The organism is Pseudomonas sp. DC3200b2 (genome assembly GCF_049895785.1).
GTDB classification, from domain to species: Bacteria; Pseudomonadota; Gammaproteobacteria; order Pseudomonadales; family Pseudomonadaceae; genus Aquipseudomonas; species Aquipseudomonas massiliensis.
Map to the genome: position 1 here is coordinate 426709 of NZ_JAFCTA010000002.1, position 14189 is coordinate 440897.

Genomic DNA, 14189 nt, shown 5'->3' on the forward strand with positions numbered 1-14189 from the left:
CCTCGATGATCGAAACCCATGCGTCCCCCACCCTCCCTCATCATGCATTCATTGTCTCGCGGCTACCCGACTGGCTGTTGAATGCCAGCCCGGAGCAGCGTCAAGAACGGCACCGTCTTGCCTTAGCCGCCGATTCAGCCCGCCAGGCCTTGCGACAGGCCCAGGAAAGCCTCCCTACGCTACGTCAGTACGCCTTGGCGCTATTACGAAGCGAATTCGCGCCTGAACTGAGCACAGGCATCGATCTTGAGAAGGCGGTGCTGCATTGGGTAGACCCCGCCGGCCAACGTTCGCCCAGTCAGCGCTCGCTACTTGAGGCCGCGCTACTGAATTTCCATGCCTCTGACGCTGACGAGGCGGCCTACGCACCAGGGTCCGGCCTCTTCGCTCGCGTTTTGGCGACGGGTGAACCTGATGCCGCTCAGCCGCTTGCGCTAACGCCTGCCGCCTTCGCTCGGCGCTGCCGCGAACTGGACATCGGCGGCCGCTATCGTCTGCAACTTCTGGAACAGATCCCGGCATCGCTACCGAGCCGGGCAGAGCCAGTGGAAGCCGAGCCGTCCTTGTGTTGGCGCGTCTTCGACGCCCAGCGCAAGGCGTTCATGCTGGAGGCCCATACGGCTCTGTTGAAGGGCCAGCTCCGCTCAGCGGGGCGGGCACTGCTGGCGGGGTGGAACTTTGTAAGCGGGCCGGCGAGGCCCGCCCAGGCCTGTCGGCTGGAGCTGTTGGATTTCCCTCTGGCCGGACCGCTGGTATTTCAGCCGCTGGACGATGGCCAGATCGGGCCTGTGGTGGTCTATTTCCCCGGCGATTCAACCGCTCCGGTAGCAGAATACGCCAACGCTCAGGCCCTGGCCCTGGCGCTTGGGCAAAAGCTGCGAGACCCTGCGCAGGTAAAGCGCTTCGCCACTTTCGTGCCGGTGGCACGCCGGCTTGAATTCGTCGAGCGACTGAACGATTCACTCAAGGGCGGCCATTGGCTGGCGCCCCACCTCAGATGGACACCCGTGCCCTTGGCCGGGGACCCCTTCGTCGACTGTTACCGCCTCTGGGCTCAGCAAAGCCTGGCGCAAGCGGCACGGGCCGCGGTACCCACGGACATGCTCGATCGTCGCGATACACTCGATCGCTATGCCCACTGGGTCGCGCTGGGCGAGCAGTTGGGTCTTACCCTGGCGATGCTGGTGGGGTCGGCCATTCCCGGGGTGAACCTGATAGTGGATGGCATCATGCTGGCGCAGGGCATCTATAGCATCTACGAAGGCGTGCAGGCGTGGCGCGCCGGTGATTCCCAGGCGGCATTGGACCATCTGTTCGGTGCCGTGGAAAACGCAACCTTCCTCGGTCTTGGCAAGCGCCCGGAACCCAGCCCGGAAACGAGGATATTCGCAGAACGCCTGCTGCCGGTCGTCAGCGCGGATGGTCAGGTCCGCTTGTGGCGCCCGGAGCCCGAAGATTATCAGGCCCTTGAGGAGCCGCCGGCACATGTCCGGGCAGATGAGGCCGGTCGCTACCGCCACCGGGGGCGGGCCTGGGTGAAAGTCGAGGGGCGATTCCATGAGGTTGAACACGACGCCAGCCCTCGTCATGCCCGGCTGATCGCCCACCGACAGGTTGGCTTCGCGCCGACGGTGCAGGGGAATGGTCGCGGGGGATGGCGCCTCGCTCATGAAGATCCGCTGCGTTGGACCGGGGCGGCCCTGTTGCGGCGTTTCGATCCGGCATACGAGGCCCTCGCGGACTCTGTCTTGCTGCAAGCCCAGCGATTGGCTGGAATCAGTGATGGTCAACTGCGCCAGGCTCATCTGGATCATCAGCCGGCGCCGGCCCCTCTCGCTCATTTGCTGAGAAGACGTATGCTGGAGGGGCGTTTGGATGCCACCGTCCGGGCCCTGCGCAGCCACAGGCGCCTTGGCACGCTGGAACCCCGATTCGTAGAACGCTTGGCCACCGCCCCGGGATGGCCCACGGATCGCGGGCTGCTCTATGAATATCAGGGAACCGAGCACCGCTTCGGCTCTACCGAGGATGCCCGACCGGTACGGCTCAGCGATCTACGGATGGAGGATGGCAGTTGGGCGCAGCGCGTGCTGTCAGACTTGGGCTCTGCTGCCACCGAACGCCTGCTTGGGGAAAACACTTCGCTGGTACCCGCCGAGCCTGTTCGTCAGATGCTCGGCCAGCATTGGGCCAAGGCGATGGAGGAGGCTCGCGATCAGCTGATCGACCGTTGGCTGCTGGAGTCGACCGGAACAGACAGTGCGCGCGAGACCCTCAGGCGTCACTTTCCAGGCCTTGTGGATGAAGCCCTCGACGCGCTGCTCACGGGTCGAACCGCAGCGCAGCACCAGATGCTCGCTGAAGGGCGAGTACCGCTACCCATCGCCGAGCTGGCGGCTGAGAGCCTGCGACAATTGCGCCTGACACGTGTCTGCGACGCGCTGGCGCAAGGGCGTTTCAGTCCCGACCGCGAACGTCTGGTCTTCGGCCTGTGGCCCCATCTTGTCGAAGGTACGGCAGCGATGCGCATTGAACTACGCGAAGGGCATTTTGCGGGCCCCCTGCTCAATAGCACCGGAAGCAGTGATTTGCCCCATTGGGTGATCGTCCGTCAGGGCCGGGCCTACCAGGCGCTGGATGCACAGGGCCTGGAACTGTCCCCGGTCGGTTCGCTGGAACAGGCCCTGTTCGCGACAGTGCCGGATGCCTATCGACCGGAATTCCAGGTCCGCGTCGCAGACGTGGATGGCTTGCGTCACCGTCTGGTAGAGCTGGCAGTCGCTGATCGGGAGGCGCTGCGGCTTCAGTTGGGAATGATCGCGGACCGGCGTCCGTTCTTCCGCCCACCGAGCCACCAGGCCAATGGGGCAGTGGGTTATGAGCTTAGCGGGCGAGGGCGCTCCCTGGAGACACCCCTCGGCGCGATCAGTCCGATCCTCGCGGCGCTTCGTGGCCTGTATCCGGACGTTTCCCAAGTGGAGCTGCTGGAGATTCGTGCCTCGCTCGGTGATGGCGAGGCGGCCACTACGGCTTTGGCTCGGCTCAATGCGGACCTCGCCAGGCTGCGCCTGGACCTGGATACCTGGGTAAACCGCGCCCTGGATTCCGCTTCGGAGCAGGCCGATATCGAGAGAGAGCACAGAACCGCCATCGCACGGGAAATCACGCGAGCCTGGCAACGGCGCGAGAGCACCTATGCCATGGGCTGGCCGGGCTATGGCCTGAACCTGCGCAACTGGCCCGTCAGTGAGCTGCCCATCTTGAGTGTCAGGCTCGACCACGTGCACCGTCTTGCCTTGGTCAACCTTCACCTGAGCGAGGTCAGTGAGGCGTTCCTCGCCAGCTTCCCCAATGTGCAGTGGCTGGATCTGAGCTTCAACGAACTCACCCGCTTGCCCAGCAACATAGGTCAGTTCCCGCGGCTAAGGCGGCTCACTCTCGATGCCACGGGGCGTAACGCCATGAGCGAGATTCTCGATGCTGTCGCGCCCCTGGCGTCCGACCTTGAGCACCTTGAAGCGGCGGGCAATAGTCTGAGCCTGACTGTGGAAGACATTCAGCGGCTGGGGCAACTGCCGCGCCTGCGAACATTGGCACTCGATTACAACCTCATCACACTGGATGAGGCTACCGCCAGCGCTTTCAATCAGTTGACGGCGCTGGAAGAGCTCAATCTCAGCGGCAACCCGCTGCAACGGGCGCCCCAGCTGAGTCAGATGCAGGGCCTGGTCCGCCTGGACCTGAGCAGCGCCGGGATCGCCGAGTTTCCACCCGGGCTCATCGACTTGATGAATCGCGAACCGCCGAGAATATTGGAAATCGATTTATCGTCCAATTCGCTGACTCACTTGCCAGACCTGTCCGAAACCCGTTTCGTCCACATCGCTCGCCAGGCGCTGGATGATATCGAGTCCCCGCACTACGGCAGTGGGATCAATCTGGACGGCAATCCGCTGGACGAAGAAAGCCGCGACATGCTGCGCCAGGCTAGCATCGAATTCTTCACCGACCCGTCTTCCGATGATGAAGGCCTGGGCCCGCACCCGGACGAATGGCTCACGGGGTGTCCTGAAGCGTTGGCGGCTTCGATCCGTGCCGAGCGCAGGGAACAGGAGGCGGCGGAATTCTATGGGTTGCTTAGCCGCATCGTGCACACCGCGGATTACCGCGCCGATCCGGGCAGTACTCGCAGACGCGCGTGGACCCTCGTGCAAACCTGGTTGCAGGTAGGCACAGACAGTCCGCCGGGCTTGAGTCAACTGCGCGAACGGCTGTTTTCATTGGCTCAGGATACCCAGGGCACCTGCGGCGACGGGGTCGCTCTTACGCTGGACGAAATGGAGTTCGAGGTCGAGGCCTGGCGCAGGATGATCGATGCCCAAGGTGGCGGCGAGGCACCGATGCGTGCACTGCTGGACTATCAGCGCGGGTTGTGGCGACGAGCCCTGGTGGATGAGATCGCCCGGGCCATCGTTCGCGGCCGCATTGCCAGGCATACGGCGCTCGCCAATGACTTGCCGCCGCCTTCCCTGCATGCGATGGACGACATATCGGACGCGGTGCTCGAACAGGGGCTGGATGAGGTAGAGGTACGTTTTCGACTGTTCCAGCTACTTGAAGGTGGCTTGAGCCTGCCGCCCAGTCGGGGCATGCAATATAACGCGCGCGTGAGCGGCAACACCGCGCATCGAGTAGGCGCGCAGGTCTTGCAGAGGGATACCGACGAGGCTTTCGCGCAATGGGTGGCGCGCCAGCCTGGCTTCCGACTGTATCTGGAACGCGCATATTCCGCTCAGTTCGAGCCTGAGCAGGACAGATGGCAGGCAGCGGCGGATGCCCTGTACGACGATGCGCGGCCCGACGCCTCCCGGCGGGTCCCTTCGGCTCTGGAAGGCTTGCGGGAGGCATTGCCTGAATTGAACTGGGACAGCCAGCGGCTGCCTGCGCTCAACGACCAGCAGACCCGGGTCGCCTATGACTGGGTCAGCCGTCGGCGAGAGGAATCCCTCGACGCCCTGGCACTGCGCCTGACCCGGCAACTACTGGGGCTGGATCAGGCCCGGCCGGCGACACCGAAAACTTAACGGCGGCGGAACAGGGGGCGCGGCTCGTCGCTCGCCCCCTGGTAGGCTACCGAGAAGTCCTTCAAGCCTTCCAGTGCTTCATAGGGGTCTTTATCGGCGCGGATGGCGAAGGCATCGAAACCACAACGGCGCATGTAGAACAGCTGATCCCTCAACACGTCGCCAATGGCACGCAATTCTCCCTTGAAACCGTAACGGTCGCGCAGCAGGCGCGCGTTGGAATAACTGCGGCCATCGGTGAAAGCCGGAAAGTTGAGCGCAATGACCTGGAAATGAGCAATGTCATCGCCGATTTCCTCGGCTTCCTCATCGGAATCCAGCCATACGCCCAGGCCGCCGTCCCGAGCCTTCAAGGCGTGACCGTGATCACGCCATAGCGCCAGTGGCACGATGTAGTCATCACAATTGGTCAGTTCATCGAAGGACGCTTCCTTGGGCAGCAGATGCCAGGTTTCGTCCACCACTTCGTTGTTCTTAATGATTCGCTGCATAGACGCGCTCCTTGAAGGGTTCGATGCCGATACGCTGGTAGGTATCGATGAAGCGCTCATCTTCGGTGCGCTTTTCCACATATACATCGATGAGCCGAGTGATCACGTCAGCCATGTCGTCCTGGGCGAACGATGGGCCGAGGATCTTGCCGACGCTGGCATCGCGGCTGGCGCTACCGCCCAATGAGACCTGGTAGAACTCCTCGCCCTTCTTGTCTACACCCAGAATGCCGATGTGGCCAACGTGGTGGTGGCCACAGGCATTCATGCAGCCGGAGATGTTCAAGTCGATCTCCCCAATATCGAAAAGGTAATCAAGGTCGTCGAAGCGACGCTGGATCGACTCGGCGATGGGGATGGACTTGGCATTGGCCAGAGAGCAGAAGTCGCCACCCGGACAGCAAATGATGTCCGTGAGCAGACCGATGTTAGGCGTGGCGAACCCGGCCTCCCGGGCCTCCAGCCAGAGGGCGTGCAGCTGGCTCTGCTCGACGTCCGCCAGGATCACGTTCTGCTCGTGGGAGGTGCGCAGGAAGCCGAAGCTGTAGCGGTCGGCCAGGTCAGCGATGATATCGAGCTGCTTGTCGGTGAGGTCGCCGGGCGCGGTGCCCGTGGGTTTGAGCGACAAGGTGACCGCGGCGTACCCGGGCCGCTTGTGGGCGAACACGTTGCGCTGGCGCCAGCGGGCGAATCCTGGATGCTCGGCGTCCAGCTGAGCCAGTGCCGCCGGAATGTCTTCCAAGGCTTCATAGGCGGGGTCGACGAAGTGCTTGGCCACGCGTTCCACTTCCGCTTCGGTCAAGGTAGTCGGCCCGCCGCGCAAGTGAGCCATCTCCGCCTCCACTTTCTCGGCGAACACTTCCGGCGTCAGGGCCTTGACCAGGATCTTGATCCGCGCCTTGTATTTGTTGTCTCGGCGGCCGTAGCGGTTGTACACCCGCAAGATCGCATCCAGGTAGCTGATGAGATCCCGCCAAGGGAGAAATTCATTGATGAAGGCGCCCACGATGGGCGTGCGCCCGAGGCCGCCGCCGACCAGTACCCGGAAGCCCAGCTCGCCGGCTTCATTGCGCACCGGCTCCAGGCCGATGTCATGCACCTCGATGGCAGCCCGATCGCTACGCGCACCGTTGACGGCGATCTTGAATTTGCGCGGCAGGTAGGCGAACTCGGGGTGGAAGGTGGTCCATTGCCGCACGATCTCGCACCATGGGCGCGGGTCGACCAGCTCGTCAGCGGCTACGCCGGCGAATTGATCGGTGGTGACATTCCGCAGGCAGTTGCCGCTGGTCTGGATGGCATGCATCTGTACCGTCGCCAGTTCCGCCAGAATGTCTGGGACGTCCTCCAGGGCAGGCCAGTTGAACTGCACGTTCTGACGGGTGCTGATGTGCGCGTAGCCCTTGTCATAGTCGCGAGCGATCCGGGCGAGCATGCGGGCCTGACGTGAGCTCAGCTGGCCGTAGGGCACGGCTACCCGCAGCATGGGGGCGAAGCGCTGGATGTAGAGACCATTCTGCAGGCGCAGCGGCCGGAACTCTTCCTCGCTCAGCTCGCCGGCAAGGTAGCGGCGGGTCTGGTCACGGAACTGCTTGACGCGGTCCTCGATGATCCTTTGATCGTACTCGTCGTAAACGTACATAGGTGTCCTGCTTCAGGCTGGTCTGCGCTCACGGTCGCGCACTCTAATTTTCAGCCGACGGAAGATACCCCTTTTGCCTTATCCACTGAAGCGAAGTTTTTATATAAGGAAATAACCAAAATCGATATATGGAGATTTCCAGTCCAAGCCCGATAGGAGGATTGGCAGCGTGCTCGAACATGAGCTTTACTGGCACGAACGTCCAAGGTATTGGACCCGTGTGTTGGCCAAGCCGCGCCTACAACAATAAAGGTATGCACCATGCGCCATCTATCCGTGAAAACCCGTAAGCCTTCCCGTCACATCGATGCCTGGGCAACCGCCTTCATGGTGGTTCTGGTGATTGCCGCACTGGTCTTCTGGACCAGCACGCACTGACCGCGCTGGTCGGGATTTGGCCTTCAACTCGCTGGTGCCAATGGATTTAGGGTTAAGCCCGCTGCGAAGCGGGCGAATCAACCCTGTCATCAAGCTTTCTCGATAACAGCCGCTCGAGCCTTGGCCAGCCAGATCACTCCCATACCAGTGTCCAACGCGGGCGGGCTGTAAAAAGGTTGAGGTGATGAATCCAACCCGTTGAAAAGACAGTACTCAGCTAGGCCTCGTAACCGAGGTTGGGCGAAAGCCAGCGCTCGGTCACGCTGTGGTCCTGGCCCTTGCGCTCGGAGTAGCTGGCCACCTGGTCCCTATCGATCTTGCCGACCGCGAAATACTGCGCTTGTGGATGCGCGAAATACCAACCGCTCACGGCCGCGGTCGGGAACATCGCATAGTGCTCCGTCAGGGTCACCCCACTGGTCCCTTCCGGGTCCAGCAGGCTGAACAGGGTGCCCTTCTCGGTATGATCCGGGCAGGCTGGATAGCCTGGCGCCGGTCGGATGCCGCGATACTGCTCGCGGATCAGGTCTTCGTTGTCTAGGGATTCATCAGGGGCGTAGCCCCAATAGGTAGTGCGCACCTGCTGGTGCAGCCATTCGGCGCAGGCTTCGGCCAGGCGGTCGGCAAGGGCCTTGACCATGATCGAGTTATAGTCGTCGCCAGCATCCTGATAGGCCTTGGCCACTTCCTCGGCGCCGATGCCCGCGGTCGTGATGAAGCCGCCGATATAGTCGATGACGCCGCTGGCCTTGGGCGCCACGAAGTCCGCCAGACTCAGGTTCGGCTTGCCGTCGGGCTTGATCGTCTGTTGACGCAGGTGGTGCAGGCGAGCCAGGGGTTGACCATCATCCCCATACACTTCGATGTCATCGTCGGCGACCTGATTGGCCGGCCAGAACCCGAACACGGCCCTGGCCTTGATCAGTTTTTCGTCGATCAGCTTGCGCAGCATGACCTGGGCATCGCTGAACAGTGCCGTGGCCGCTTCCCCCACCACTTCGTCGGTCAGGATCCGGGGATACTTGCCGGCCAGGTCCCAGGCAATGAAGAAGGGCGTCCAGTCAATGAAGTCGGCCAGCACATTCAGGTCGATATCTTCCAGCACCCGCACTCCGGTGAAGCTCGGCTTGGCTGGTTCGAAATGCCAGGTGGGCTTGGCCGCCACGGCCTGAGCGTAGGTCAGGCGTTCGCTGCGGCTCCCTCGCGCGGCTGTACGCTCGCGCACCTGGGCATAGTCCTGACGGGTGCGCTCCACGAAACCTGGCTTGAGCTCCCTGGACAGCAACTGGGTGGCTACGCCCACGGCGCGGGAGGCATCGGTCACATAGATCACCGCGTCGTTGCTATAGCGCGGCTCGATTTTCACGGCGGTATGCGCCTTGGAGGTGGTCGCGCCACCGATCATCAAGGGCAAATGAAAGTCCTGGCGTTGCATTTCCCTCGCGACATGGACCATTTCATCCAAAGAAGGGGTGATCAGACCGGACAAGCCGATGATGTCGCATTTCTCTTCGCGGGCCACCTGCAGGATCCGCTCCGCCGGAACCATCACGCCAAGGTCGACGATGTCATAACCGTTGCAGCCCAGTACCACGCCGACGATATTCTTGCCAATGTCGTGCACGTCGCCCTTGACGGTAGCCATGAGGATCTTGCCCTTGGCTTCCGGCTTGTCACCTTTTTCAGCTTCGATGAAGGGAATCAGATGCGCCACGGCCTGCTTCATCACCCGGGCGGACTTGACGACCTGGGGCAGGAACATCTTGCCGGCACCGAAGAGGTCACCTACCACGTTCATTCCTGCCATCAGCGGCCCCTCGATGACCTCGATGGGCCGGGCGAAGCCTTGCCGGGACAGCTCGGTGTCCTCGACGATGTAGGTGGTGATCCCCTTGACCAGCGCATGCTCGAGGCGCTTGTTCACGTCCCAGCCACGCCATTCCTCGGTTTCGGCCTCCTTGGCGGCGCCATCGCCACGGTATTGGTCCGCGATGGCCAGCAGGGCCTCGGTGGCTTCGGCACTACGGTTCAGGACCACATCCTCGACGCGGTCGCGCAGCGCGGCCGGAATTTCGTCGTAGATCTCCAGTTGCCCGGCATTGACGATGCCCATGGTCAAGCCATTGCGGATGGCGTGGAGCAGGAAGACCGAGTGGATGGCTTCACGTACCGGGTTGTTGCCCCGGAAGGAAAAGGAAACGTTGGATACCCCGCCGGACGTCAGCGCATAGGGCAGGTTGTCACGAATCCAGGCGCAGGCCCGGATGAAATCCACAGCGTAGTTGTTGTGCTCTTCGATGCCGGTCGCCACGGCGAAGATGTTCGGGTCGAAGATGATGTCTTCCGGCGGGAAGCCCACCTGGTTCACCAGGATGTCGTAGGAGCGGGCGCAGATCTCGACCTTGCGCTGCTCCGTGTCGGCCTGACCCTGCTCATCGAAGGCCATGACCACGATGGCGGCGCCGTAGCGCTTGCACAGGCGGGCATGGTGGATGAAAGCGTCCACGCCTTCCTTCATGCTGATGGAGTTGACGATACCCTTGCCCTGGATGCACTTGAGCCCCGCCTCGATCACCTCCCACTTGGAGGAGTCGATCATGATCGGTACCCGGGAAATGTCCGGCTCGCCCGCGATCAGGTTGAGGAAGGTGACCATGGCCTTGCGGGAGTCGAGCATCCCCTCGTCCATGTTGATGTCGATCACCTGAGCGCCGGCCTCGACCTGCTGCAGCGCGACTTCCAGGGCTTCGGTGTAGTTTTCTTCACGAATCAACCGGGCGAAGCGGGCCGAGCCGGTAATGTTGGTGCGTTCGCCCACGTTCACGAACAGCGACTGGCGGTCTATCGTGAACGGCTCCAGGCCGGACAGCCGGCACGCCTTGGGAATCGCCGGGATAGGCCGCGGCGGGTAGGGCGCCACGGCCTTGGCGATGGCCGCGATATGCGCGGGCGTGGTACCGCAGCAGCCCCCTACGATATTCAGGAAGCCGCTACGGGCGAATTCCTCTACCGTCTCGGCCATCTGCTCGGGGCTTTCGTCGTATTCACCGAAGGCGTTGGGCAGGCCCGCATTGGGGTGGGCCGATACATGGGTATCGGCCTTGGTCGCCAGCTCCTCCAGATAAGGCCGCAGTTCCTTGGCGCCCAGCGCGCAGTTCAAGCCCACGGATACCGGGTTGGCATGGCGCACGGAGTTCCAGAAGGCCTCGGTGGTCTGGCCGGACAGTGTCCGTCCGGAGGCATCGGTAATGGTGCCGGAAATCATGATCGGCAGGCTAAAGCCCAATTCGTCGAAGGCGCCCTGCACCGCGAAGATGGCGGCCTTGGCATTCAGGGTGTCGAAGATGGTTTCGATCAGGATCAGGTCAGCGCCGCCCTCGATCAGGGCGTGCGTGGCCTCGGTGTAATTTTCCACCAGTTCGTCGAAGGTGACGTTGCGATAGCCAGGGTTGTTCACGTCTGGCGACAGAGAACAGGTGCGGCTGGTCGGCCCAAGCACTCCCGCCACGAAACGTGGACGGTCGGGCGTCTGCAGGGTCTTGGCATCGGCCACTCGGCGCGCGACCCGAGCGCCTTCCAGGTTCAGTTCGTAGACCAGGTGCTCCATTCCGTAGTCGGCCTGGGACACTCGGGTGGCGTTGAAGGTGTTCGTTTCCAGGATATCCGCGCCAGCGTCCAGATAAGCTGCCTCGATCTCGGCGATGACATCAGGCCGGCTCAGCAGCAGCAGATCGTTGTTGCCCTTTACATCGCTGGGCCAGTCCGCGAAACGCTCGCCGCGATAGTCTTCTTCTTCGAGCTTGTAGCTCTGGATCATTGTGCCCATTCCGCCGTCGAGGATCAGGATGCGCGAAGCGAGAGCTTCTTGTAGGGCGGTCTGGCGAGCGAGGCGGTCGGTCATGGAAGGGCACTCTGGTGCGGCTGCGAAAGCCGAGGATGATAGCAAAGCTGAACGGGTTTATACCCCGCCCCGGCTTTGCATGAATCCGGCTCATGTTGACAGCTGAACGGCATTGTCATGAAACATAACTTTGGGAGGTCGGTCCCACTTATGAGTTCGTGCTCTTGGGCACGGTAGTGAGAGCGTAACGCGGGAACCTTGAATGCTGATCTCGATTCAGGCTTTGCGGGCCATGGCGGCGTGGATGGTGGTATGCCACCATTTCATGCAGGTGTTTTTCAACTTCCAGGGCGGGGGGCTTATCGGTCACTTTTTCGCGGCACGGGGCGCGGTCGGTGTAGACATCTTCTTCGTCATCAGCGGCCTGGTGATCTACCTGTCGACCTGGGGCAAGCCCCTGCAGCCGCGAGAGTTTCTGCTCAATCGAGCCATCCGCATCATTCCTGCCTACTGGTTCTATACGATGGCCATGGGGCTGCTGCTCTACACAGTAGGCAGTCATATGCCCCACGGCGTGGTGAACTGGCCTACCTTCATCCTCTCGTTGCTATTCATCCCCGCGGAAAACCCGGGAGGATACGGGTTGTACCCCACACTCAACGTGGGCTGGACCCTGAACTACGAAATGTTCTTCTACCTGGTATTCTCCCTGGCCTTCATCGTGCCGAAGGCGTGGCGGGCGTTGTTCGTCGCCGGGGCACTGTTGCTCAGCAGCGAGGCCTTCAGCCGTCTGGGCTGGTCGGGGCGCTTCTACGCCAACAATATCGTCTATGAATTCCTGCTGGGTATCGCGCTGGGGGTGGCCTGGCGTCGGGGCTGGGTGCGCAGCGGCCTGTGGTTGCCCTTGGCACTGATAGCCGTCTGTTCGACGATCATCTATCGCCTGGAACCGACCAATCGCCTGCTCAACTGGGGCCTGCCCAGCGCCGGTATCGTGGCCGGGTGCCTGGCATTGGAGGCACGGTTCGCCCACAGCCGGGCGCTGAAGGCGCTGGGAGACTGTTCCTACTCGGTCTACCTGGTGCATCTGCTCGTGCTTTACGCCGGCTGGTTCATCACCGAGCGGCTGGGCATCAATGCCTATATGGTGTTCGCATTTTTCTGCGTGCCCACGATCCTGGCAATGTCCTGGCTCAGCTACGAACTGTTGGAAAAGCGGCTCTACTACCGCATGAAAGCTTCGCTGATTCGCGCGAGGCCCGACTCCGGCTTAACCCGACAAAATTACTAGGACTTTCTCCCCGGCAAGCTTTGCCGTAAACTGCGCGCTAGTCTGTGAGGAGCCCCCATGAGCACCATTACCATAACTGACGCGGCCCAGGATTACCTTGGCGACCTGCTCAGCAAGCAGAATACCCCCGGCATCGGTATCCGTGTGTTCATCACCCAGCCGGGTACCCAATACGCTGAAACCTGCATCGCATACTGCAAGCCAGGCGAGGAAAAACCGGACGACACCGCGCTGGGGCTCAAGCATTTCACTGCCTGGATCGACGCAGTGAGCGAGCCGTTCCTCGACGCCGCGGTGGTGGACTACGCCACTGATCGAATGGGTGGTCAATTGACTATCAAGGCGCCCAACGCCAAGGTACCGATGGTCAACGAAGACAGCCCGTTGAACGAGCGCATCAACTATTACCTGCAGACCGAGATCAATCCCGGCCTGGCCAGCCACGGTGGCCAGGTGACGCTGATCGATGTGGTGGAAGAGGGCATCGCTGTCCTGCAGTTCGGCGGAGGCTGCCAGGGTTGTGGCCAGGCCGACGTCACCCTCAAGGAAGGCATCGAGCGCACGTTGCTGGAGCGGATTCCAGAACTCAAGGGTGTCCGCGACGTGACCGACCATACCAACCGCGAGAACGCCTATTACTGAAAACAGGCGCGAGCTCGGCGAACGGCAGGCCTCAGTCGCTGCCGGGCCGATAGAGGTGAGCATGGCTGGCCCGATACAAGGTCGAATCCTCGAAGGGCTCGTTTCCCAGTACCCGCCCTACAAGGATGAGCGCGGTGCGCCTGAACCCTTTGGCGGCCACCTTGGCTTCAATGTTTTCCAGCGTCCCTGACACCCAATCCTGGTCCGGCCAGCTCGCGCGGTGAACCACCGCCGCCGGGCAGTCCGCGCCGTAGTGGGGCTGGAGCAGCGCGGCAATCGCGCCGACATGGCCCACCCCCAGATGTATGGCGAGGGTCGTCCGGTGCCTGGCCAGGTCAGCCAGTTCTTCACCTTCAGGCATCGGACTGTTGTGCCCATAGCGTGTAAGGATTACCGTCTGCGCCACGCCAGGCAGGGTCAGCTCGGACTCGAGCAGGGCGGCGCAGGCGGCGACCGCGGTGACCCCGGGCACGATCTCGAACGGTATGCCCAGTACTCGCAGGCGGCGGATCTGCTCGCCGATGGCCCCATACAGGGAAGGGTCGCCTGAATGTACCCGAGCCACGTCCAGGCCGGCCTCGTGGGCGGTGACCATTTCCTCGATGATCGCTTCCAGGTGCAGCTGCGCACTATTGACCACGCGTTCGGCCTGGTTGGGCTGCAGCACCGCCGCGGGTACCAGTGAACCGGCATAGATGATCACCGGACAGCGCTGGATGAGCCGCTGCCCTTTGACCGTAATGAGGTCGGGGTCGCCGGGGCCGGCACCGATAAAATAGACAGTCATTGAATGGCCTTTCGAGGCGGAGCGTGAAGGGAT

At 62.2% G+C, this 14189-nt stretch carries 7 protein-coding genes; 3 read left to right on the forward strand and 4 right to left on the reverse strand.

The genetic code is table 11. The features are described 5' to 3' along the window. Window positions 1-5 precede the first annotated feature (5 nt). Window positions 6-5084: a dermonecrotic toxin domain-containing protein gene (locus ACP691_RS07715; protein ID WP_426199140.1), complete on the forward strand. Its 5079-nt coding sequence runs from the start codon at window positions 6-8 to the stop codon at window positions 5082-5084. Here ACP691_RS07715 and ACP691_RS07720 read toward each other — a convergent pair. The 3 genes from ACP691_RS07720 to metH form a co-directional block, all read right to left on the reverse strand. Continuing rightward, complete coding sequence (locus tag ACP691_RS07720; RefSeq protein WP_426199142.1) at window positions 5081-5575, reverse strand: DUF934 domain-containing protein; 495 nt, start codon at window positions 5573-5575, stop codon at window positions 5081-5083. The genes ACP691_RS07715 and ACP691_RS07720 overlap by 4 nt on opposite strands. Next, window positions 5559-7217, reverse strand: a complete 1659-nt coding sequence (locus tag ACP691_RS07725) for a nitrite/sulfite reductase (protein ID WP_426199144.1) — start codon at window positions 7215-7217, stop codon at window positions 5559-5561. The genes ACP691_RS07720 and ACP691_RS07725 overlap by 17 nt, the downstream gene beginning before the upstream one ends. A gap of 595 nt (window positions 7218-7812) precedes the next feature. Then, window positions 7813-11496, reverse strand: a complete 3684-nt coding sequence (gene metH, locus ACP691_RS07730) for a methionine synthase (protein WP_426199145.1) — start codon at window positions 11494-11496, stop codon at window positions 7813-7815. A 202-nt stretch (window positions 11497-11698) separates the two neighbouring features. Here metH and ACP691_RS07735 point away from each other — a divergent pair, with 202 nt between their 5' ends. Continuing rightward, window positions 11699-12727, forward strand: a complete 1029-nt coding sequence (locus ACP691_RS07735) for an acyltransferase family protein (protein WP_426199147.1) — start codon at window positions 11699-11701, stop codon at window positions 12725-12727. A 57-nt stretch (window positions 12728-12784) separates the two neighbouring features. After that, on the forward strand, window positions 12785-13369 hold the full coding sequence (gene nfuA, locus ACP691_RS07740) for a Fe-S biogenesis protein NfuA (protein WP_426199149.1): 585 nt from the start codon (window positions 12785-12787) through the stop codon (window positions 13367-13369). 31 nt (window positions 13370-13400) lie between these two features. Here the strand turns inward: nfuA and cobM are convergent, their stop codons facing one another. Continuing rightward, entirely contained in the window at window positions 13401-14156 is a 756-nt protein-coding gene (cobM, locus tag ACP691_RS07745; RefSeq protein WP_426199150.1) for a precorrin-4 C(11)-methyltransferase, read from the reverse strand. Window positions 14157-14189 lie beyond the last annotated feature (33 nt).

Coding starts and splice junctions, on each gene's coding strand:
- ACP691_RS07735 (WP_426199147.1), top strand. CDS start 11,699: ATGCTGATCTCGATTCAGGCTTTGCGGGCCATGGCGGCGTGGATGGTG.
- ACP691_RS07725 (WP_426199144.1), bottom strand. CDS start 7,217: ATGTACGTTTACGACGAGTACGATCAAAGGATCATCGAGGACCGCGTC.
- metH (WP_426199145.1), bottom strand. CDS start 11,496: ATGACCGACCGCCTCGCTCGCCAGACCGCCCTACAAGAAGCTCTCGCT.
- cobM (WP_426199150.1), bottom strand. CDS start 14,156: ATGACTGTCTATTTTATCGGTGCCGGCCCCGGCGACCCCGACCTCATT.
- ACP691_RS07720 (WP_426199142.1), bottom strand. CDS start 5,575: ATGCAGCGAATCATTAAGAACAACGAAGTGGTGGACGAAACCTGGCAT.
- nfuA (WP_426199149.1), top strand. CDS start 12,785: ATGAGCACCATTACCATAACTGACGCGGCCCAGGATTACCTTGGCGAC.
- ACP691_RS07715 (WP_426199140.1), top strand. CDS start 6: ATGATCGAAACCCATGCGTCCCCCACCCTCCCTCATCATGCATTCATT.